General features: G+C 33.7%; 18 protein-coding genes and 1 tRNA gene. 6 read left to right on the forward strand and 13 right to left on the reverse strand.

Going from position 1 to position 19,483, the window contains the following annotated elements; all coding sequences use genetic code 11:
* Positions 1 to 100 precede the first annotated feature (100 nt).
* From OLM51_RS06730 to OLM51_RS06745, 4 genes are all read left to right on the forward strand, one after another.
* Entirely contained in the window at positions 101 to 1,267 is a 1,167-nt protein-coding gene (locus OLM51_RS06730) for an MFS transporter (protein WP_264553577.1), read from the forward strand.
* A gap of 534 nt (positions 1,268 to 1,801) precedes the next feature.
* Positions 1,802 to 5,008: a SusC/RagA family TonB-linked outer membrane protein gene (locus OLM51_RS06735; RefSeq protein WP_264553578.1), complete on the forward strand. Its 3,207-nt coding sequence runs from the start codon at positions 1,802 to 1,804 to the stop codon at positions 5,006 to 5,008.
* 17 nt (positions 5,009 to 5,025) lie between these two features.
* The gene (locus OLM51_RS06740; RefSeq protein ID WP_264553579.1) at positions 5,026 to 6,849 is read left to right on the forward strand and encodes a RagB/SusD family nutrient uptake outer membrane protein; all 1,824 of its coding nucleotides are present in this window, start codon (positions 5,026 to 5,028) and stop codon (positions 6,847 to 6,849) included.
* A 37-nt stretch (positions 6,850 to 6,886) separates the two neighbouring features.
* Positions 6,887 to 8,455 (forward strand): DUF5123 domain-containing protein, encoded by a 1,569-nt coding sequence (locus OLM51_RS06745; protein ID WP_264553580.1) that lies wholly within the window; start codon positions 6,887 to 6,889, stop codon positions 8,453 to 8,455.
* A gap of 112 nt (positions 8,456 to 8,567) precedes the next feature.
* Here OLM51_RS06745 and OLM51_RS06750 read toward each other — a convergent pair whose 3' ends face one another.
* From OLM51_RS06750 to OLM51_RS06800, 12 genes are all read right to left on the reverse strand, one after another.
* Complete coding sequence (locus tag OLM51_RS06750) at positions 8,568 to 9,140, reverse strand: pentapeptide repeat-containing protein (protein WP_264553581.1); 573 nt, start codon at positions 9,138 to 9,140, stop codon at positions 8,568 to 8,570.
* 34 nt (positions 9,141 to 9,174) lie between these two features.
* Positions 9,175 to 9,375, reverse strand: a complete 201-nt coding sequence (locus OLM51_RS06755; RefSeq protein ID WP_264553582.1) for a hypothetical protein — start codon at positions 9,373 to 9,375, stop codon at positions 9,175 to 9,177.
* A gap of 71 nt (positions 9,376 to 9,446) precedes the next feature.
* A complete protein-coding gene (locus OLM51_RS06760; RefSeq protein WP_264553583.1) occupies positions 9,447 to 10,367 on the reverse strand; it encodes an AraC family transcriptional regulator in 921 nt (306 codons plus the stop codon).
* Positions 10,368 to 10,369: 2 nt separating this feature from the next.
* Positions 10,370 to 10,933, reverse strand: coding sequence for a DUF6642 family protein (locus OLM51_RS06765; RefSeq protein ID WP_264553584.1), 564 nt, complete (start codon positions 10,931 to 10,933; stop codon positions 10,370 to 10,372).
* A 124-nt stretch (positions 10,934 to 11,057) separates the two neighbouring features.
* Entirely contained in the window at positions 11,058 to 11,324 is a 267-nt protein-coding gene (locus OLM51_RS20450) for an Lrp/AsnC ligand binding domain-containing protein (protein ID WP_413614537.1), read from the reverse strand.
* Between the two features lie 290 nt (positions 11,325 to 11,614).
* On the reverse strand, positions 11,615 to 12,454 hold the full coding sequence (locus tag OLM51_RS06770; RefSeq protein ID WP_264553585.1) for a DUF4249 domain-containing protein: 840 nt from the start codon (positions 12,452 to 12,454) through the stop codon (positions 11,615 to 11,617).
* A gap of 4 nt (positions 12,455 to 12,458) precedes the next feature.
* On the reverse strand, positions 12,459 to 15,077 hold the full coding sequence (locus tag OLM51_RS06775) for a TonB-dependent receptor (protein WP_264553586.1): 2,619 nt from the start codon (positions 15,075 to 15,077) through the stop codon (positions 12,459 to 12,461).
* A 99-nt stretch (positions 15,078 to 15,176) separates the two neighbouring features.
* On the reverse strand, positions 15,177 to 16,019 hold the full coding sequence (locus tag OLM51_RS06780) for a FecR family protein (protein WP_264553587.1): 843 nt from the start codon (positions 16,017 to 16,019) through the stop codon (positions 15,177 to 15,179).
* Between the two features lie 12 nt (positions 16,020 to 16,031).
* Entirely contained in the window at positions 16,032 to 16,241 is a 210-nt protein-coding gene (locus OLM51_RS06785) for a hypothetical protein (protein ID WP_264553588.1), read from the reverse strand.
* Positions 16,242 to 16,287: 46 nt separating this feature from the next.
* Positions 16,288 to 16,809 (reverse strand): RNA polymerase sigma factor, encoded by a 522-nt coding sequence (locus OLM51_RS06790; RefSeq protein WP_264553589.1) that lies wholly within the window; start codon positions 16,807 to 16,809, stop codon positions 16,288 to 16,290.
* A 226-nt stretch (positions 16,810 to 17,035) separates the two neighbouring features.
* Entirely contained in the window at positions 17,036 to 17,293 is a 258-nt protein-coding gene (locus OLM51_RS06795) for a hypothetical protein (protein WP_264553590.1), read from the reverse strand.
* 117 nt (positions 17,294 to 17,410) lie between these two features.
* Positions 17,411 to 17,484: transfer RNA gene (locus OLM51_RS06800), tRNA-Met, on the reverse strand.
* A 150-nt stretch (positions 17,485 to 17,634) separates the two neighbouring features.
* Here OLM51_RS06800 and OLM51_RS06805 point away from each other — a divergent pair.
* Positions 17,635 to 18,027 carry an START-like domain-containing protein gene (locus tag OLM51_RS06805; protein WP_213259043.1) on the forward strand — a complete coding sequence of 131 codons (393 nt, stop codon included), beginning with the start codon at positions 17,635 to 17,637 and terminating at the stop codon, positions 18,025 to 18,027.
* 54 nt (positions 18,028 to 18,081) lie between these two features.
* The gene (locus OLM51_RS06810) at positions 18,082 to 18,918 is read left to right on the forward strand and encodes an aminotransferase class IV (protein WP_264553591.1); all 837 of its coding nucleotides are present in this window, start codon (positions 18,082 to 18,084) and stop codon (positions 18,916 to 18,918) included.
* On the opposite strand, the gene OLM51_RS06815 is transcribed toward OLM51_RS06810, so the two are convergent.
* A complete protein-coding gene (locus tag OLM51_RS06815; protein WP_057117838.1) occupies positions 18,915 to 19,475 on the reverse strand; it encodes a YqgE/AlgH family protein in 561 nt (186 codons plus the stop codon). The two genes, OLM51_RS06810 and OLM51_RS06815, sit on opposite strands and share 4 nt — an antisense overlap.
* Positions 19,476 to 19,483: the final 8 nt, after the last annotated feature.

Raw genomic sequence — 19,483 nt, forward strand, 5'->3', positions numbered from 1 at the left:
TAAATTTACAAGTTTATGTTGTAAATGTACAACTATTTTTGCGCTTAACGGTGTTAAATTTGTGCCATAGAAAATATATTCCTTTCTTATTATAAAACAAATGAAAAAAAGTCTTATTGCCTTGTCTTTAGGAGGCTTAACTATTGGAATAACCGAATTTGTAATGATGGGTTTATTGCCAGATATTGCTTCGGATATGAAAGTTTCTATTCCCGTTGCGGGATATTTAATTTCAGCTTACGCTTTGGGCGTTGTTATTGGTGCACCTTTATTAGTTATTATTGGAAGAAACTTTCCACCAAAAAAAATGCTTTTGATTTTGGCATTAATGTTAACTGTTTTTAATGCACTTTCTATTATTGCACCAAATTATAATTTCTTGTTTGCTTCAAGATTCCTTTCCGGATTACCGCACGGAGCCTTTTTTGGTGTAGGAGCTGTAGTCGCAAGCCGTTTGGCTGATAAAGGAAAAGAAGCACAGGCCATTGCCATTATGTTTTCGGGTCTAACGTTGGCTAATTTAATTGGAGTGCCAATTGGTACTTATATTGGGCACCATTTTATCTGGCGTTATACTTTTATATTAATTGCAATAGTTGGAATGCTGACCTTTTTATTTATTTCGCTATGGATGCCGAATTTAGAAAAAAGCGGAGATGTAAACATGAAGACACAATTGCTGTTCTTCAAAAAAACAGAGGCCTGGTTGATTATCGGAATCACGGCAATTGGTTTTGGGGGATTGTTTGCCTGGATTAGTTACATCGCGCCTCTGTTAATTAATGTATCAAGATTTTCTCCTGAAGATGTTTCCTATATTTTGATTTTGGCAGGACTTGGAATGGTTGTAGGGAATTTTGCGGGAGGTAAACTGGCAGATAAATATTCGCCTGCTCCAACTGTATTGGCTTTATTGTTTGTCATGGTGCTGGATTTATTAATGGTGTACTTTTTCTCCTTCAATCAATATATTTCATTATTTCTGACATTCTTAACCGGAGCAATTTCATTTTCGGTAATTGCGCCAATTCAGATGTTGATGATTCGTACGGCTAAAGATGCAGAAATGATTGCTTCGGCAGCACTTCAGGGAAGTTTTAATATTGGAAATGCATTAGGTGCTTTTTTAGGTGGAATACCATTGGCTGCCGGTTATAATTTTGCATCTCCAAATCTTATAGGTGTTGGAATGGCTGTAACAGGAATGATTATAACTTTTGTTCTGATGCAAAAGCATAAAGCAAATTTGCAGTTGCAAAGAGCTTAAGAGGATACTTTAGAAATTAATAAACCTTAAACTTAATTGTTTAAGGTTTTTTTGTGTCTAATCGTAACTGAATTTTGATGTAGGGGTAAATTAATATAAGAATTGATAGCTTTTTTTAGTTCAGGTGAAAATATAATCCGCTTTTATAATTGATATTGTTTTTTCATGTAATCGATTATTTTTTTAATAATAGCGAAATAATTTTTCATTAGGCAATAATAAAATTGGCATTTATTCATAATGTAAATTACACATGTCATATAAAAAACAGTCTTTATTTTTCATTTATAATTTTTTTTAGCAAATTTTTATGAAAATTAATTTTTTAATTAAAAAAAATATCTATGTTTGTGTAATCGATTACATCTTTTGTTTTGAATAAATTAAAGGTTATTTTTTTAAAGCGAAATCGATTGAAAAACCTTGTGATTGTTGAGTCTTAAAAGATTTTGCAATAATAGTAACGAGAGATTTTATGATGTCAAAACTACAGAAAAACTATTTAACCAATTAATAATTATTAAACAATAAACCATGAACTTTAAAGATTTATTAAACAAAGGAGCAAACTTTTGCTCTGCTCTTGTTTTTTTATTGTGCTTGCTTATGAGTAGTCAGGTAAATGCGCAGACTCCAACAATAGAGGGAACTGTCAGAGATGCAGCCGGTCTGTCTCTTCCCGGAGTTAATGTACTGGAAAAAGGCACAAAAAACGGTGTCTCTACAGATTTTGACGGGCGTTATAAGATCAAACTAACTAACCCAAAAGCAATCCTGACTTTTTCGTTCATCGGATTTAAATCAACTGAGGTTTCTGCTTCCGGAAAAAATAAAGTTGATGCTGTTTTACAGGAAGATTCTAATAATCTGAATGAAGTTGTTGTAATTGGTTATGGAACAGCAAAGAAAGGAGATTTAACCGGAGCAATTTCGACTTTATCAGGTAATGAAGTTAGAAAAACGCCAATTGCAAATGTGGCAGAAGCTTTAACTGGCCGTATTGCGGGTGTACAAGTGATATCTTCAGAGGGCTCACCAGACTCTGAAATCAAAATTAGAATTCGTGGTGGTGGATCGCTGACTCAGGATAGTTCGCCATTAATCATTGTTGACGGATTTCCTGTAAATAGTTTAAATGATATATCGCCTTCAGATATTGAAACATATACCACTTTAAAAGATGCTTCGTCTACTGCTATTTATGGTTCAAGAGGAGCAAACGGAGTTATTTTAGTAACAACAAAATCAGGTAAAGACGGGAAAATTGCTGTAAACTTTAATATGTTTTACGGTATGAAAAAGATGGCTGAAGAGATTGATGTTCTTGAGCCGGAAGATTTTGTTAAATGGCAGTATGAATATGCTTTGCTGGCTAAAAAACAAGATTCGTATGAAAAATATTTTGGCAACTGGCAGGATTATGATATGTACAAAGGAGTAAAAGGAGATAATTGGCAGAAACAAATCTACGGTCGCACCGGAGAAGTACAAAGCCGTGATTTAGGAATTAGAGGTGGTACAGAGAAAGCTAATTTTAACTTTAACTACGCACATTACGATGAAAAGGCGATTATGCTGGGGTCTGATTTTAAGAGAGACAACTTATCTCTTGCTTTAAAAAGTAAAGCCAGTGACAAGATTGATCTTGCTTTCACAATGCGTTATTCTAATACAGAAATTAACGGAGGAGGAGCGAATGAACAAAATGAGTTTTCATCAAATGACTCCCGCTTAAGACATGCTGTTGGATATTCGCCAATTCCAATGCCGGGATTGACTACCGATGATACTGACGAGGCAGTTTCGGGTTATCTTATAAATCCGTTCGTATCTGTAGCAGATAATGATCGTCAGCAGCTTAGAAAAAACTTTAATATGCTTGGAAGTTTTTCATGGAAACTAACAGATAAACTGGTTTTTAAAACAGACTTGGGTTTAAATAATTACAGTAATTTAGATTACCGTTTTTACGGACGTACTACTTATTATGTGGCAAATAAACCTTCAGGAGCTTTGCAGGGAATGCCGGCTATTATTATTACGGACAGAAAAGATGTAACATTTAGAAATGCCAATACCCTGAATTATGATTTCAAAAAGACATTAGGAGACAATCATAATTTAAAAGTACTTGTTGGAGAAGAAATGATCGATACAGAACGAAATGAAGCAACTTCTGTAGTGCAGGGATTACCTAAGTTTTTTGATTTTTCTCAGGCTCAAAAGCTTACCTCACAAGGAACACCAATTGTGTTTGATAATTTCTATTTTCCGGATGATAAATTGTTGTCATTCTTTGGTCGTGTAAATTATGACTTTAAAGATCGTTATATATTTTCAGCAACCTACCGTGCCGATGGTTCCAGTAAGTTTTTAGGAGACAATAAATGGGGATTCTTCCCGGCTGCTGCTGCTGCGTGGAAAATTTCAGAAGAAAGCTTTTTGAAAAATGTAGATTGGTTAAGCTCACTGAAAATACGATTTAGTTATGGTGAGGCAGGAAATAATAATATCCCGACAGGTCAGACTGTTCAGAATTTTCAATCAGGTCAGTCTGCATGGATTAATGGGGTAAGTAATTATTGGGCTACATCGCCGGTAATGGCTAATCCTGATTTGAAATGGGAAACAACTGTAACTCAAAACCTTGGTTTAGATTTTGATTTTTTCAAAAACCGTATCAATGGTTCATTCGAATTCTATAAAAATAAAACAAAAGATCTTCTGATTAATTTTCCTGTAGCGGGTTCCGGATATGAGACACAATACAGAAACATGGGAGAAACGCAAAACACAGGATTTGAGGCAACTTTGAATGTTACAGCAATACAGAAAAAAGACTATGGTTTAAACTTCTCATTTAATGTCGGAATAAATAAAAACCGAATCAACTCACTTGGAGTAATGAATGATTTTACAGTTTCAAGTTCTTGGAACAGTGATATTGTTGGAGATTATTTAGTAGCAGTAGGGCAGTCTATCGGTACCATGTACGGATACAAAAGCGACGGACGCTATGAGGTTTCTGATTTTGATTATGATGGTTCAAAATACACCTTAAAATCTGGTTTGGTAAACAGTTCAGGTGTAGTAGGAAGTGTACAGCCAGGTTATATGAAATTGAAAGATTTGAATGGCGATAATGTAGTAGACTCAAAAGATCTTACCATAATTGGTAATTCAAATCCAAAATACAATGGTGGTTTTATTATTAATGGTAATGTTTACGGTTTTGATCTTTCGGCTTCATTTAACTACAGTGTAGGAAATGATATTTATAATGCTAATAAAGTAGAGTTTACATCTTCTACTCCAAGAGGTCAGTATAGAAATCTAAGTTCAGAAATGGCAGATGGTCAGAGATGGACAAATTTAAATCCAACAAGCGGTCAATTAGTTACAGATCCTGCAGAGTTAACAGCCTTAAATGCTAATACAACAATGTGGTCACCATACATGAGTCGTTTTGTAACATCAGACTGGGCAATTGAGGATGGCTCTTTTTTAAGACTTAATACACTTACTTTAGGTTATACCACTCCGGAATCATTTACTTCTGCAGCTGGTATTGCTAAATTGAGGTTTTACCTGACAGCAACAAATGTTTTTCTTATTACCAACTACTCAGGGCCAGATCCTGAAGTTTCAACAAGAAGAAAAACGCCGCTTACACCGGGTGTAGATTATTCAGCTTATCCGCGCAGCAGACAGTTGGTTTTTGGTTTAAACCTTAATTTTTAATTTAAAACTTATCAGCAATGAAACATAAAATAATTATAGCAGGACTAATTATTGCGGGCCTTTTTAGCTCTTGCCAGGAAGACTATCTTGATGCTCCCGCAAAATCAACACTAGATGAAGCATTGATTTTTTCTGACCCCGGAATGGCCAAAAGTGCAGTTGATGGAATTAAAATACCATTTGGAGATCAGAATGGACATCGTGGAAGATTCCTTTCGTATTACGGATTCAATACAGATGTAGAGTGGTTCAATTCTTCAGAATCAACTTCTGATGATAAACCGGCATTGAGTGTTTATGATGCGAAATCTACTAATAGTCAAATGGATTTTGATGCACCGCCTACGGGAGGTGGTAATCCATGGACTTCTATGTATTCAGGAATTGAGCGTGCTAATATTTGTATTAGAGGTTTGCGTCAGTATGGAGATCCAAGGCCGGGAACAGAGTTGGGATATCTTTTGGGAGAAGCCTTAACACTACGCGCCATTTATTATGCCGATTTAACAAAAGCTCATGGAGATGTTCCAGCACGCTTTGAACCAGTAACTTCTGCGACTATTTATTTGCCAAAATCAAATCGTGATGTAATCTACAAACAGATTATTAGTGATTTGGGCGAGGCTGCTACATTGGTTCCGTGGCCAAATGAAACTACTGCAACAAGTAGTGTAGAAAGAGTAAATAAAGCGTTTGTAAAAGGATTACGTGCTCGTTTGGCATTGGTAGCATCGGGATTTCAGCAATATCCTGATGGAGTTAGAAGAAGTAGTGACCCTGAATTATCAGTTGCCAATATGTATGCACTGGCATTGGCAGAAACGCGTTCTGTTATTGCAAGTGGAACGGCTCATTTAGAAACTACATTTGAAACATTGTGGAAAAAGTACAATCAGGAAAATATACAAGCAGGTGGAGAATCTTTATGGGAAATTCCTTTTGGAGATGGTAGAGGAAGAATGTTATTCAGCTTTGCAGTTAAACATGCAGCGAATGATCAGTTTCATGCCAACGGAAATAATCGTGGTGGTACTGCCGGACCTTTGCCTTTTATTTTCTATGATTATGATCAACAAGATACACGTAGAGATGTTACATGTGTACCTTATACTTATGGAACCCCTGTAAATGGAATTGCGAAACAAGAATTGGCAGTAATAAATAAATGGTGTTTTGGTAAATACCGTTATGAGTGGATGACCCGCAGAGTTACTTCAGACAATGATGACGGAGTTAATAAAATTTATATGCGTTATGCTGAGGTTCTTTTAATAGCTGCCGAAACGGCAAACGAATTAGAAGGTCCTGGTGCTGCTGCTCCATATCTTAAAGAAATAAGAAGAAGAGCATTTCCGGCAGCATCTCATGGAGAAAAAGTAGACAATTATGTAGGTCAGTTGACTAGTAAAGAAGCAATGTTTAATGCGATTGTCAATGAAAATAAATATGAGTTTACAGGAGAAATGGAGCGTAAACAAGCCCTTATTCGTTGGAATTTATTGAAAATAAAACTAGACGAAGCAAAACAAAAAATGTTTGATTTACAGTCCCGTTCAGGAGATTATGCAACTGTACCGGTTAATTTATATTATAAATATAAAGAAGATAACCAAACGCTAATTATCTATGGTTTAAACAGAGGAGAAAATACAAATCCGGGTGTAGATTATACTTTTTATGTAGACAGCAAAGGTGCAGGTGCATGGAACGTTCTTACAGAAAGTAAAATAAACTCACTGTATAAGTTAGGTGTAGATCCTAATACGAGACAATTTTGGCCAATCTGGCAAAAAGTAATCAATGCAAGTAACGGACAGTTAGTTAACGATTACGGTTATTAAACTGAAATAATTAGTAGTAATTTATAAGATATTTATTATGAAAGCAAAATATATATTTAAAGGTTTAATAGCGGCCTTATTAATAGCCTTTACAATTTCTGGTTGTGAAAGTTTTAATGAAGAGTTATTGACTGATATTGGAGCAGACAGAGCATTTTCTCCAATTGGCCTTACGACAAAAGTTAGAAATCAAACGACGGTTGAATTAAACTGGACCGTAAATGAAGAGGCTGATCATTATGTAGTTGAATTTAGTGCAGATGATAAGGAATTTAAAACGATTTATAAAACTATAAATGTAGCGCCTAAAGAACTGCCGGTATCAGTACAATTAGAAGGAGAAACGACTTATTCAATCAGAGTAAAAGCGGTGAGCGCAACAGGTTTAGACGACTCTAAATGGACAGTTACTACCGCAACGACATTGACAGAGCAGATTTTCTTCCCGGTTCAGGATGCAGATATTGAGGCAAAGCAAGTTACTTTAAGATGGACACCAAATAGCAACGTAACACAAATTACTGTAGCTCCGGGTGATATTACTCATGTTATTACAGCTGCCGAAAAAACTGCCGGAGTTGCTGTTGTTACGGGACTTACGGGAGAAACAAATTATACAGCGACTTTATTGAATGGTACAAAGAAAAGAGGTGTCGTTACTTTTAAAACCGGAATTGATATCGGAACCGGGATTTTGGTTAAACCGGAAGACGATTTAAATGCAAAAATAGCAGAGTCACCAGCCAATTCTGTTTTGGTTTTAATGCCGGGAGATTATAAAGCATTTACTGGTGAAATAGTTTTAAACAAACCAATTACCATACGCGGATTACGTCCTGGAGATAAACCAAAATTACATGTGAGATTTACGGCAAATGTTGGAATGACAAGTCTTTCATTAATTGATTTGGAATCAGAAGGATCAGGAGTTGGAGACACAAACTTTATTACTATTTCAGGAGCAAGTACTACTTATAATGATATATTAATTAGCGGTTGTTATATTCATGATTACTTACGAGCCTTAGTTTACGGAAATGCAAGTGCAGCAAAATTAGCATCATTTACAGTAGACAATAGTATCGTTAAAAATGTAAATACAAATGCTCAGGCAGATTTTATAGATTTCAGAAATACGTATGTTGCAAATATAACAGTGAAGAACAGCACATTTGATTCTTGTTCTGTTGGACGTGATTTTGTCAGAGCAGATGCTGTAGCTCCTGCCAATGGTTTCTCAGGAACTGGTTTAACCACTACAGTATTAATTGACAGTTGTACTTTGTATAAGGTATCAAACACCGCAGCGCCAAAAAGAATTTTATACGTTCGTTTTGCAACAAATGCATCGACAGTAAGAAATACGCTTATTACAAATACAACGGCAATTTATACCAATCAGCCAACTACAGTTATGCCTGTATTTAGTAAAAATTACTATTTCGCGGCGCCAAGTTTTATCGATTCGGCAATTACAAATAATAAAATCGATTCTTCGGCTACGACAGCAGATCCGCAGTTTGTAAATGCGGCCGAAGGAAACTTTACCGTTAAAAACCAAACCATGATCGACAATAAAATTGGAGATCCGCGTTGGATAAAATAATTTTTATAGTTAGTTTTAAAAGGGATGCAGCAATTATACTGCATCCCTTTTTTATTTACAGAAATAAAAAAATGAAAATCTTTAAAATCTGCAAATTCGGTTTTTTAAAATATTATTCAATTTCCAAATCAAACTTCTCCAGTAAGCCTGCTAAAGCGGTATGAGAGACTTTTGTTTTTTTAATTTTGTTTTCTGAAGGATCAAAAGTATAATTGCGCGAAGTTCTAAAATCTGTTTTTTCCAGATTGCATTCCACGAAAGTGGCATTAGACAAGTCGCAGTTTTTAAAAAGTGACAAAGACAAATCTGTATTCGAGAAATCAACATCTTTTAAAGAACAATCTATAAAACTCGTTTTCTTTAGTTTCTTATAAATGAAAGTGGAATAATCTAACAGACAATCCTCAAAATTCATTGAAAACAAAAAACTGTTGCTGGCACTAAAGTCTAAACCCATTAATTTACAGCCAATAAACTGAATGTTTTTTAATCCGGTATTGGTGAGAATTGCCAGTGAAATATTGCAGTTTTTAAAAGTAGAATCTAAGAAATCATTATAACTTAAATCGCTTTTAGAGAAGTTACAATTGATAAATTCACAATTGACAAATTCGGTGTGCGATAAGCTTTGATCCGAATAATCAATGGTATCAAAAGTTCTGTTTTGATAGAGTTTTATTTCCATGTTGTAAAAAGAAAGAGGATAATGAAATTGGGTTTTATTCTAATTCGATACAGTCAAAAAAACCGTTGTTTAGTACTAAATCGGTTATTTCGGTTTCGCTGTCGATTCTTAAAATATTATCACAATCTTCAAGGTCAAAATTCCACTTAGAATTTGGGATTAATTGATAAAGTAAAGTTGAAGCCGATTCTAATTTAGAGTGATTATCAACGGAAGTTTTAAAAACATAAATCATAATTTGCACTTTTTGAAGCGACAAATTTCTGAAAAATGTATTCCTTTTTATTAGGATACTATAATCAATAATTAGGATTTATCAATCATTTTTCGATATTGTACAGGAGAAGTACCTTCATGTTTTTTGAAAAAACGACTAAAGTAAGATTGATCCTCCATGCCAACCTCAGCAGCAATTTCGCCTACAGAAAGAGTGGTCTGATACAATAAATATTTGGCTTCTAGTAATATGGTCTCATCAATCCATGTTGCTGCAGATTTTCCTGTTGTACGCTTTACAGATTTGTTTAAATGATTTGGAGTTACATTCAACAATGAAGCATAATAACTTACCTGATGCTGTGTTTTAACAGTCTGATAGATTAACTCCTTAAATCTATTCGTAATCGTTTCCGCAGCTGTTGAGTTTTTGGACGGTTTTACCTTATTTTTATTCATTTCATAGAATAATGCGATCAGGTAAGCCTGTACAATATTCAGATTGGCAACTGTCGTTTCTGTATATTCTTTTTGTAATCGTTTTAAAATAGAAGTTACCAAAGAAACATCTTCGGTAGGAATGGTTGTTTTAGGATATCCGGAAACTTTTAAGAAATCAAAATCATTAAGCATTTCCCTATTGCCATATTTGCCAATTAAAACCTCAGGATGAAATTGACAAATGTAGCCGTTATGTGTATTGTTTATGTTCTCTAATGAAAAAACCTGTTCGGCTGCCACCACCATAATTTCATTTGCAACAGTCTCATATTCTTCGTGTCCCACTTTCATTTTATGAGATCCTGACTCAACAAATATTAAAGTATGGCAACTGTGTTTTGATGGCGGAACCGGATGACGCAACTTCATTATCTCTTCTGTTTTTAAACAAAAGAAATGGTCTGAATTGGACTTGAAAAGCAAATGCATCGGATTATCTTCTCCCAGAAATTTCTCGCGGAATCCTTTTGCTTCATACGTTTTTATTTTTTCGGCAATCTTTGTCTTCATGCTTAATAATACAATCTAAAATCAAGTAATTTGCAAAGGGCATAGTGCTTTTGGTATAATTCTTCGACTACTTCGGTCAAGTCATCATTTTCCTGATATAAACTAAAAAAAGCTTTATCAATAGTACTGCAGCTGGCTATTTTATTATAAGAAGATCCATAGCCGGAAATGGCGCGTGCACCGGTAATATCAAGAAAATATTGCGCTTCATCATCGTTGAGGTCTAATCGTTTTTTGTTGGCAAAATGAATAATTTTACCTTTCATTTTCCCTTCAAAAAGTTCGGCAATTTCTTCAAGACTATAATAATAATCATGAAGGCAAATATTGTTTTCCTGCCCGGGCATTACCAGATAAATAATTTCATAATCTTTAAAATTATGATCTTCATAAAGTAACACAGTCAGACTTTCTTCGAGGCCCTCAATGGTATCACAAGTTTTATGAATACTGGCGATTCCCTGATCAATTGCAATTTCTTCCAGATTTTTAACCACATCAGTATTCGTAATTTTATCTACATCCTGAACGCCTTCGAGACAGAAAATAAATTTTTCATTATCCATACAAATATCTTTTTGATTTCTTCTGTTTGTGGTAGAAATTTGGTTTTAGACAAAAGTATTTTTTTATAAGGTAAAACTGTTGTTTTATTGGGATTTTAACTTGTTTTTAGGGATTGACTAAAGTTTAAAAATGCAAAGATGCAGACTGTTTGGTATAGCTCATAATAGAAGAGCTCTGAACTTTGCTAATATTTGGGTTATCAGGTAGTTTTAGAATTAAATCATTAAAAGCTTCCGGGTTTTTTACTACAACTTTTAAAACATAATCAAAAAATCCAACTGTTATAGTACCTTCAACAATTTTTTGCAGAGCAGCAACTTGTGTTGAGGATTTTTCCGCAAGTTTTAAACGTTGACTATTTAATGAACAATTCGGTTTCGGTTTCTCAATTCATACACGATGGAATTGTTAATATTTATGAAAGAATGTCAAGCAAAGAAAACTCTAAGCTTGATTAGGATAATTCTATTCGCAAATCTTATTTGGAGGTCCATATTTGAATTAAGAAGTAAAGGGAAATAGTTAAAAATGAGTTCTGAAATTCGCAAGGTGATTGGAGATGTATTAACTTTTCAGAGTTTGCCGGAAAAAAAATCGGAACAAAATCTCTTTTGTTCCGATTCAATCAATTTTATATTGCTAATCCAGTCAGTCTTTTTGTGAAAACTTACTATATGTTTTTACTTTACTAAATAAGAAACGGTATCTGCTTCGCATAGTCTAAAATAACCAAAGGCAAAATTATTGGCATCAGAAGTATTTATAATATTGCCTCTAATGTTTCCTGGCGGAACAAGGAATGGATTTGCGCTCGAAGCTTCTAAAATTAATTTCCAGTAATTGAAGAAGTTTTTAGAAACGCCTCTATGGGTAATTTTTACAGTATTTCCAGCTTTCATATCCTGATCAGAAAATCTTGTACTGATTTCGTTTCCGTTATAAAATTCATCATTAGTAATCTCATATTGTGGATAAATCAGAAAGTCACTTTGATAATCTGTAACATAAAAATTAACCTGATCTGCTGGATCATTGTAATAAAAAGTTAGTTCTATAACATCTTTTCCTCCAAAATCGGGAACGATATTTTGTTCAATTTTATTAATCGGAGTTGCCGAAGTTAACTTTTCTATTGCAGTAAAACTTTGCCCTTCTGTAGTAATAAACAACTTGTAATCCATATCAATGACAGGAACAAAATTGGTGCATTTATAAACTCCTGCTTCGGTTTCATTAAAGGTAAAAACATCTCCGCTGGTATTTTCAACTCTTACTTGTGCACCCGAAACTTTTGGTGTAGAACCGCTGTAATATGGAGCCGTTTTACTGATTTTTATAGTTTGTTCATTTCCTGTCGTTCCTTTTTTCCAGAGGATTTCGGCATCGACAACCAATTTGGTTTCGCCAGTTTCCAGATCCAGATTGACCACATCTTCGCAAGAAGCAAAAGAAAAAACAAAAAGAAGACTTATTAATGCCAGTGCTCTGTTTATTATCGTGTATTTTTTCAATTTATTCATAGCATTAAAATTTAAAATTATAAGAAACCCCAGGTACAATTCCGAAAATAGAAAGCCTTCTGGTTTCATTTGCTCCTGTATCTTCATTGGTTGTAAAACTCATAGAAGCTGCATTTTTTCTGTTGTATATATTGTAAAGGCTAAATACCCAATAGCTTTGCCATCCTTTCTTTTTGTCTGGTTTTGGTGTGTATGTAGCCGCAACATCTAAGTGATGAAAAAGCGGTAATCTGTTTTCGTTTCTCAAAGAATAATTCGGAATATGAATGCCTCCCATTTCATAATATCCATTTGCATACGTTACCGGCTGTCCAGACTGTAAAGTGAAATTTCCATTAAAAGACCATTTCGGATTCAGTTCGTAACTTCCAACAATGCTCAGATTGTGCAGTTTGTCATATCCTGATAAATACCAGTTGCCATTTGCAATTCCTGGTTCTTCAGGAGTTCTTCCAGGCGTTTTTTGTTCAGCTCTAGATAAAGTATAGGAAATCCATCCGGTAAAAACGCCAGTATTTTTTCTGAATAACAATTCCATTCCATACGATCTGGCTTTTCCGTTTAAAATAACCTGCTCAATATTGTTGTTAGCCAAAACATCAGCGCCATCAATATAATCAATACGATTTTGTACATTTTTATAAAATAACTCGGTTTCTAAAGAGTAATCGCCGTCTTTGAAGTTTCTAAAATACCCCATCGCATACTGATCCAAAAGCTGAGGTCTGGTAAAAGGTCCGCTTGGAGTCCAGATGCTCATTGGCAGCGGAGACTGTGTGTTTGATAAAATATGAATGTATTGCGCCATTCTGTTGTAACTCGCTTTTATAGAATTTTCATCGTTAAAGGCATAAGACAAAGCTGCTCGAGGCTCAAAATTATTAAACTTGCTGATGGTTTTTCCTTTTCCGTATGAAATGCTTCCATTTGGCGTTCCTTCCTCATAAATTTTATATAAAGGATTGTATACAACCGCCTGACCATTTTCGTATGTACTTATGGTTTCGTCTCCTAAACGATAAAACATGCTATAACGAAGTCCGTAACGGAAGTTCAGTTTCTCTGTAATCTGATTTTCAAAATCAACAAAAGCAGAAGCCTCTAATGCATATTTTTTATCCAATTGCATATAATTAAACTGAGAATCTGAAGAAGTTGGCTGTACAACTCCGGGATTGAAATTGTAATACAAACCATCAATACCATAATTGATTTTGAACTTTTCAGATTGCTGGAAATTCCAATTGTATTTCAATCCATAACTTTGAATGTTGCTGTCCCATTTAAAACTTTCAATCGGAATTTCTAGATTAAATCTATAATCACTGTAGAAAGTAGATAAATTGCTGTTTAAGCGATCAGAAAATTTATGTTTCCAGCTTAAAATACCCATTGCGCTTCCGTAAGTACTTGCAAAACGATCGCTGATGTCGAATATATCATTTCCGAAGTAACCAGAAAAAGACAGCGAATTTTTAGCATTAAAACGATAATTCAACTTAGCATTCAAATCATAAAACATGGCAGAATTATTATTGTCGGCCAGTTTCATAAACAAATGTGCATACGAAGCACGTCCTGAAAGTATAAACGAACCTTTTTCTTTTTCTAAAGGTCCTTGAACCAGTAATCGGCTAGAGATTAAACCAATTCCTCCATTTACTTTGTATTCTTCAAAATCTCCTGTCTGTTGGGTAACATCTAGAACAGAAGAAACACGCCCGCCATATTTAGAAGGAATTCCTCCTTTATACAAATCTAAACCATTAACAATATCAGCATTAAAAATAGAAAAGAACCCAAACATATGCGAATCTGCATAAACAGGAGCGCCATCCAAAAGAATTAAATTTTGATCGGCAGCACCTCCGCGGACATTAAATCCCGAAGAGGCCTCTCCTGCATTGGTAACTCCAGGAAGAGTCAAAATCGATTTTAAAGGATCTGGCTCACCCATTGCAACAGGGATTTTTTTAATTTCCTGCATTGACAGCTTGTTAACACTCATTTGAGTATTTTTAATATCAACAGCTTTATTGTTCGTCACAATAACTTCTCCCAATTGCTGGCTGTCAGAATCGATGTTGAAATTCACTTTGGTATCGTCTGAAACAGAAACTCGTTTCTCTTCATTTTTAAATCCAACGTAACTAACCTGAACAGTATAACTTCCGTTTGGGACATCAATATTATATTTTCCGTTAACATCTGTTACAACCCCTGTTTCCAGTTCTTTAATATAAATATTGGCACCAATAACGGGCTGTCTTTCATCATCATAAACGTGACCGGTTAGCTTGCTTTTTTTTTTGGCAGGTTTTGTTGTCTGAGATTTCTGCTTCACAAAAATATTACTGCCCACTATAGAAAATTGTACAGATGAGGTTAGATTTAATTCAGTAATAAGTTTGTCAACTTCTACATTCTTAAAAGTGCTTTTTTTATTAAAATACTTTTTATTGGTGTCAATCTGATCGGTAAAAGCAAATTTAAAATCGGTTTGACTTTCAATTTGTTTGAAGAATTCTTTTAAAGTTACATTTTGATCAACAGTTACCGTAACCTTCTGTGCAGACACACACAAACTGAATAAAAAAAAGCATGCTGAAATTATATGCTTCATGAAATTTTGTATTTTTGAATATTATTAAATGGATAACTTTGTGTTATCCTGACTATAAGGAGGATGTGTAGTTTCGCGGCTTACATCCTTTTTTCTTTTCTATTGAAAAGTAATCTGTTTTAAATCTTCATTTATTTCAAAGTTTAGGTTATACATTTCTGATATTAATTGAACAATTGTTTTTAAATCTTCTTTCTTGTTGATTCTGATTGTGATTTTCTGGTTTAGATTTTCTGCCGGAATAATAACTTTGTATCCGTAGTTTTCTTCAATGTAATTGCTTAAAGCAGATAAGTTTTCATTGTCAAAATCTTTAAATCGGCTAAATTCAACTACTGAAGCAGTTGGGTTTGCATACGTAAATTTCTCTCCCGGTTTTAAAATCCATTTTTGATCCTGACCTTTTACATTCATCTGAACACTTCCTTCATAAAGCTCAACTGTTACTTCTTTTTTCTCAGATTCTTTTATAGTAAACGAAGTTCCTAGAACTGTAGTGGTGGTCTCATCACAAAAAACCTGAAAAGGATGTTGCTTATCTTTTTTTACTTTAAAATAAGCTTCACCAATAAGTTCAATTTTTCGGTTTAAGGCAAAATTGTTGGCATAAGAAATTTTAGAATTCGGGCTTAATTCTATTTTGGAACTATCAGGCAGGACAACATATTTAATTTTTGTTGTAGTGTTTTCAATTACATTTTCGGTAAGAATAACATGCTCTGATTGAGGTTTGTTGTTAAAGTAAATTCCGGTTCCTATACCAGCAAAAAGTAAAATTGCCGCTGCGGCAGCATAACGCCATGGTTTAAAAACTCTTTTATTTTTTGCAAAAGTTTGCGAATGGAATTGTTTCCAGGAATCTTCCTTTATGTTATCAGAATGGGAGAGGGGAGTCTCATTCCATAACTTTTCAAAATCATTGTCTAATTTTTCCTTATCCATGTTTTTTGTGTATTAAACTATTTGGCAGTGAAATCCCTGTTTGTTAAAAACACCATAAACCATTTCTTTAATATCCCGATTGGTTTCGATTTTTAAATTTCGCTCCTGATCTTTTAAATCAAAATTTATAATACAATCGGAAATAATGAACTGCAAAAGAACTGCAATTTTGTTTGCATCTTTTTTTGTTCTGACATTTGTTTTATACGCTTCAATATGCATTTTATGTTCTCGTTTTTATAGATAACAAACGAGAATTGAAAAGTTCCTAATGCTCCGCGATTTTTTTTCGAATAAATTTACTGGCAAGATAAATATGATTGGCAATGGTCTTTTCAGAAAGATCCGTAATTTCTGCAATCTCCTTGTAACTAAGGTTCTCCAGTTTGTGTAAAGTAAATATTTTTTGTTGTTGCTCCGGCAGCTGATTAATGAAGTTGTATAATTTTTCTTTTCTGTCGTCAAAAATTCCGGAATCAGATTCCTCCTGTGCAATATCAACCTGAAAAGGATCAAGCTGAACTATTTTGTTTTCTCTGTTAATGTGATTGATGATGATGTTTTTGCAGATTGTAAACAATTGTTTGTCAAACAAAACATCTTCATTAAGTAATTCTCTTTTATTGTAAAGTCTTAAAAAACTCTCCTGAACAAAATCTTCGGGAGTGAGAACAGTAAAGTTAAATCGTCTGGCAATATTGGTAAGTTTGTCGTAGTAATTGAAGTATACTTCTTTAAAAGCTGCTTCATTACCTTTTTTTAAACTTAAAATAAACTTTTTATTGTCCATAACGAAAATATAGCAACTAGTTTTTTACTAGTCTAAACTCATTGGTTTCAATATTATTGTACTAAAAAACAGACTGTTTTTAAATTACGAGTGTTATAAGTTGCAAAGAACCGTAATTTAATTGTAAGATTAGACGTAGTTGACTAAGAAATGTTACAATTGTTACAAATAAAAAATCCTTAGACTTTTCGGTTTAAGGATTTTTGTTTTTAAAATATAATTTGATCTATTTCTCCTGTTCTAATTTATCTGCATCAGAAATCTGATCCAATATATTGGTTTGATTTGGCGAAATATAATTTTTGTTTTCAACAGCGTTTTCTTTTTTAAACAAAAGGTCTAAGGCATTATATAGTTTTAATAAAACATCTTTGTCTGCTTTTTCGATTTCTAAAGCAGTATTAAAATTAAAAACATAATTATTCGAATTGCGTACTTCTACTTTTATCGTTTTTGATGTGATTTTAAATTTAACTATATCCATGCTGTTTCTAAATTACTTTGTTTGCAAAACGCTAATTTAATAAAGTTCTGCGCTAAACAAAGAGTTATTTTAAATAAAAAACCCCTAAACATTGCTGTTTAAGGGTTTTACCTTTTGTAGCGAGGACGGGAGTTGAACCCGTGACCTCAGGGTTATGAATCCTGCGCTCTAACCAACTGAGCTACCTCGCCTGGACTGCTATCATGAATTCCTGATTGCGGGTGCAAAGATAGAAATATTATTAAAGCATACAAGCATAAAATGAAGAAAAAAAAATATTTTTAAAAATGCATTGTTTTCGGACATATATTCTTATATTTCGAAAAAATTAAAAGTAGCACATGGATCAAAAAATACGTTACGAAATCGAGTTTCCGATCAATTCTTCGCCGCAATTATTGTATCAATATATATCAACACCTTCAGGTTTGTCAGAATGGTTTGCAGACAATGTAAATTCAAGAGGCGAATTTTTCACTTTTATTTGGAATGACTCGCAGGAAAAAGCGCGTTTAGCATCTAAGAAAACAGGTGAGAAAGTAAAATTTAAATGGGTTGATGAAAGCAGTAAGGATACTGAATACTTTTTTGAATTGCATATTTTAGTTGATGAGTTAACTAAAGATGTGTCATTAATGGTAGTTGATTTTGCCGAAAAAGAAGAAGTAGGTGAGGCTAAACAATTGTGGGAGAATCAAATTTCAGACTTAAAACATCTTATAGGATCTGTTTAGTAAAAGTCTATTATATAACTTATATTTGCCCTGAACAAAATTCAGGGTTTTTTTATGATCAATTTTAACGGAAACATCGGACTAGAAGAAAATGTATTAACTCAGAATCGTGCATTTTTGTACGGCGATGGCGTTTTTGAAACAGTAAAAATTATCAACAACAAAGTTTTGTTTCTTGAGGATCATTATTTTAGATTAATGGCTTCTATGCGTGTAGTTAGAATGGAAATTCCGATGAATTTTACCATGGAATATTTTGAAGAACAAATCTTAAACCTTGTTCAGCAAAAAAATATTGCTTCTTCAGCCAGAGCACGTATTACTGTTTTTAGAAAAAATGGAGGATTATATTTGCCACAAACCAATGAAGTGTCATTTTTAATTCATGCGACATCTCTGGGAAACACTTCTTATGTGTTAAATACAGCTGAATACGAAGTTGATTTATATAAAGATTTCTATGTAACCAAGCAGTTGTTATCGTCTATTAAAACGACTAACAAGATGATTAATGTTACCGGAAGTATATTTGCTAATGAGAATGGTTTAGCAAACTGTATTTTGTTGAACGATAGTAAAAATGTTGTTGAGGCTTTACAAGGGAATTTATTTATGGTTGTTGGAAAAAAGCTGGTAACACCCCCAATTTCAGAAGGTTGTTTAAACGGAATTATGCGCAAGCAGATTTTGGCTCTTGCAAAGAAAATGGAAACTATAGAAGTAGTTGAAGAAGTAATTTCGCCTTTTGATCTTCAAAAAGCTGATGAATTATTTCTGACCAATGTAATCATGGGGATACAGTCGATAACTAAATATCGAAAAAAAGAGTTTACAAGTAATCTGGCTCAGTTATTAGTACAGAAATTAAATGAATCCATATCTGAAAATTAATTCAGATATGGGTTTTCAGGTGCGTTCGACCAAATAAGGTAATCACCGCCAAGCTCAATAATTTGTTCTTTCCAAAAATGAGTGGTCGATTTGCCAATAATCTTGTTTTTGTAATTATTATCAGCAATGATCCAGGAGTTTCCCTGCATTTCATTTTCTAGCTGATTTTCATCCCAACCGGTATAGCCTAAGAAAAAACGAATATTATTTTTGCTAATAGATCCGTCATTTATTAAGTCCTTTGTTGACTCAAAATCTCCGCCCCAATAAATTCCATTAGAAATCTCGACACTATTCGGGATCAGTTCTGGAATATTGTGAATGAAATACAGATTGTCCTGTTCAACAGGTCCTCCATTGTATATTTTAAAGTTGGCCTCAATCTCCGGAATTAAGTCATTAATAGTATATTTTAATGGTTTATTAATGATAAAACCTATTGATCCTTCTTTGTTATGGTCTGCTAATAATATTACCGATCTGTTAAAAGATAAATCTCCAATTATTGAAGGCTCGGCAATAAGCAGGTGTCCTTTTTTTAATTTTTCTGAAATCATACGGCTAC

Source organism: Flavobacterium sp. N2038 (assembly GCF_025947185.1).
In the GTDB taxonomy this organism is placed as follows: Bacteria; Bacteroidota; Bacteroidia; order Flavobacteriales; family Flavobacteriaceae; genus Flavobacterium.

Bases quoted from the DNA above. Each gene is read 5' to 3' on its own strand.
- OLM51_RS06730 (WP_264553577.1), top strand. From the start codon at position 101: ATGAAAAAAAGTCTTATTGCCTTGTCTTTAGGAGGCTTAACTATTGGA.
- OLM51_RS06805 (WP_213259043.1), top strand. From the start codon at position 17,635: ATGGATCAAAAAATACGTTACGAAATCGAGTTTCCGATCAATTCTTCG.
- OLM51_RS06755 (WP_264553582.1), bottom strand. From the start codon at position 9,375: ATGATTTATGTTTTTAAAACTTCCGTTGATAATCACTCTAAATTAGAA.
- OLM51_RS06735 (WP_264553578.1), top strand. From the start codon at position 1,802: ATGAACTTTAAAGATTTATTAAACAAAGGAGCAAACTTTTGCTCTGCT.
- OLM51_RS06810 (WP_264553591.1), top strand. From the start codon at position 18,082: ATGATCAATTTTAACGGAAACATCGGACTAGAAGAAAATGTATTAACT.
- OLM51_RS06745 (WP_264553580.1), top strand. From the start codon at position 6,887: ATGAAAGCAAAATATATATTTAAAGGTTTAATAGCGGCCTTATTAATA.
- OLM51_RS06750 (WP_264553581.1), bottom strand. From the start codon at position 9,140: ATGGAAATAAAACTCTATCAAAACAGAACTTTTGATACCATTGATTAT.
- OLM51_RS06795 (WP_264553590.1), bottom strand. From the start codon at position 17,293: ATGGATATAGTTAAATTTAAAATCACATCAAAAACGATAAAAGTAGAA.
- OLM51_RS06790 (WP_264553589.1), bottom strand. From the start codon at position 16,809: ATGGACAATAAAAAGTTTATTTTAAGTTTAAAAAAAGGTAATGAAGCA.
- OLM51_RS06785 (WP_264553588.1), bottom strand. From the start codon at position 16,241: ATGCATATTGAAGCGTATAAAACAAATGTCAGAACAAAAAAAGATGCA.
- OLM51_RS06740 (WP_264553579.1), top strand. From the start codon at position 5,026: ATGAAACATAAAATAATTATAGCAGGACTAATTATTGCGGGCCTTTTT.
- OLM51_RS06815 (WP_057117838.1), bottom strand. From the start codon at position 19,475: ATGATTTCAGAAAAATTAAAAAAAGGACACCTGCTTATTGCCGAGCCT.
- OLM51_RS06765 (WP_264553584.1), bottom strand. From the start codon at position 10,933: ATGGATAATGAAAAATTTATTTTCTGTCTCGAAGGCGTTCAGGATGTA.
- OLM51_RS06760 (WP_264553583.1), bottom strand. From the start codon at position 10,367: ATGAAGACAAAGATTGCCGAAAAAATAAAAACGTATGAAGCAAAAGGA.
- OLM51_RS06770 (WP_264553585.1), bottom strand. From the start codon at position 12,454: ATGAATAAATTGAAAAAATACACGATAATAAACAGAGCACTGGCATTA.
- OLM51_RS06780 (WP_264553587.1), bottom strand. From the start codon at position 16,019: ATGGATAAGGAAAAATTAGACAATGATTTTGAAAAGTTATGGAATGAG.
- OLM51_RS06775 (WP_264553586.1), bottom strand. From the start codon at position 15,077: ATGAAGCATATAATTTCAGCATGCTTTTTTTTATTCAGTTTGTGTGTG.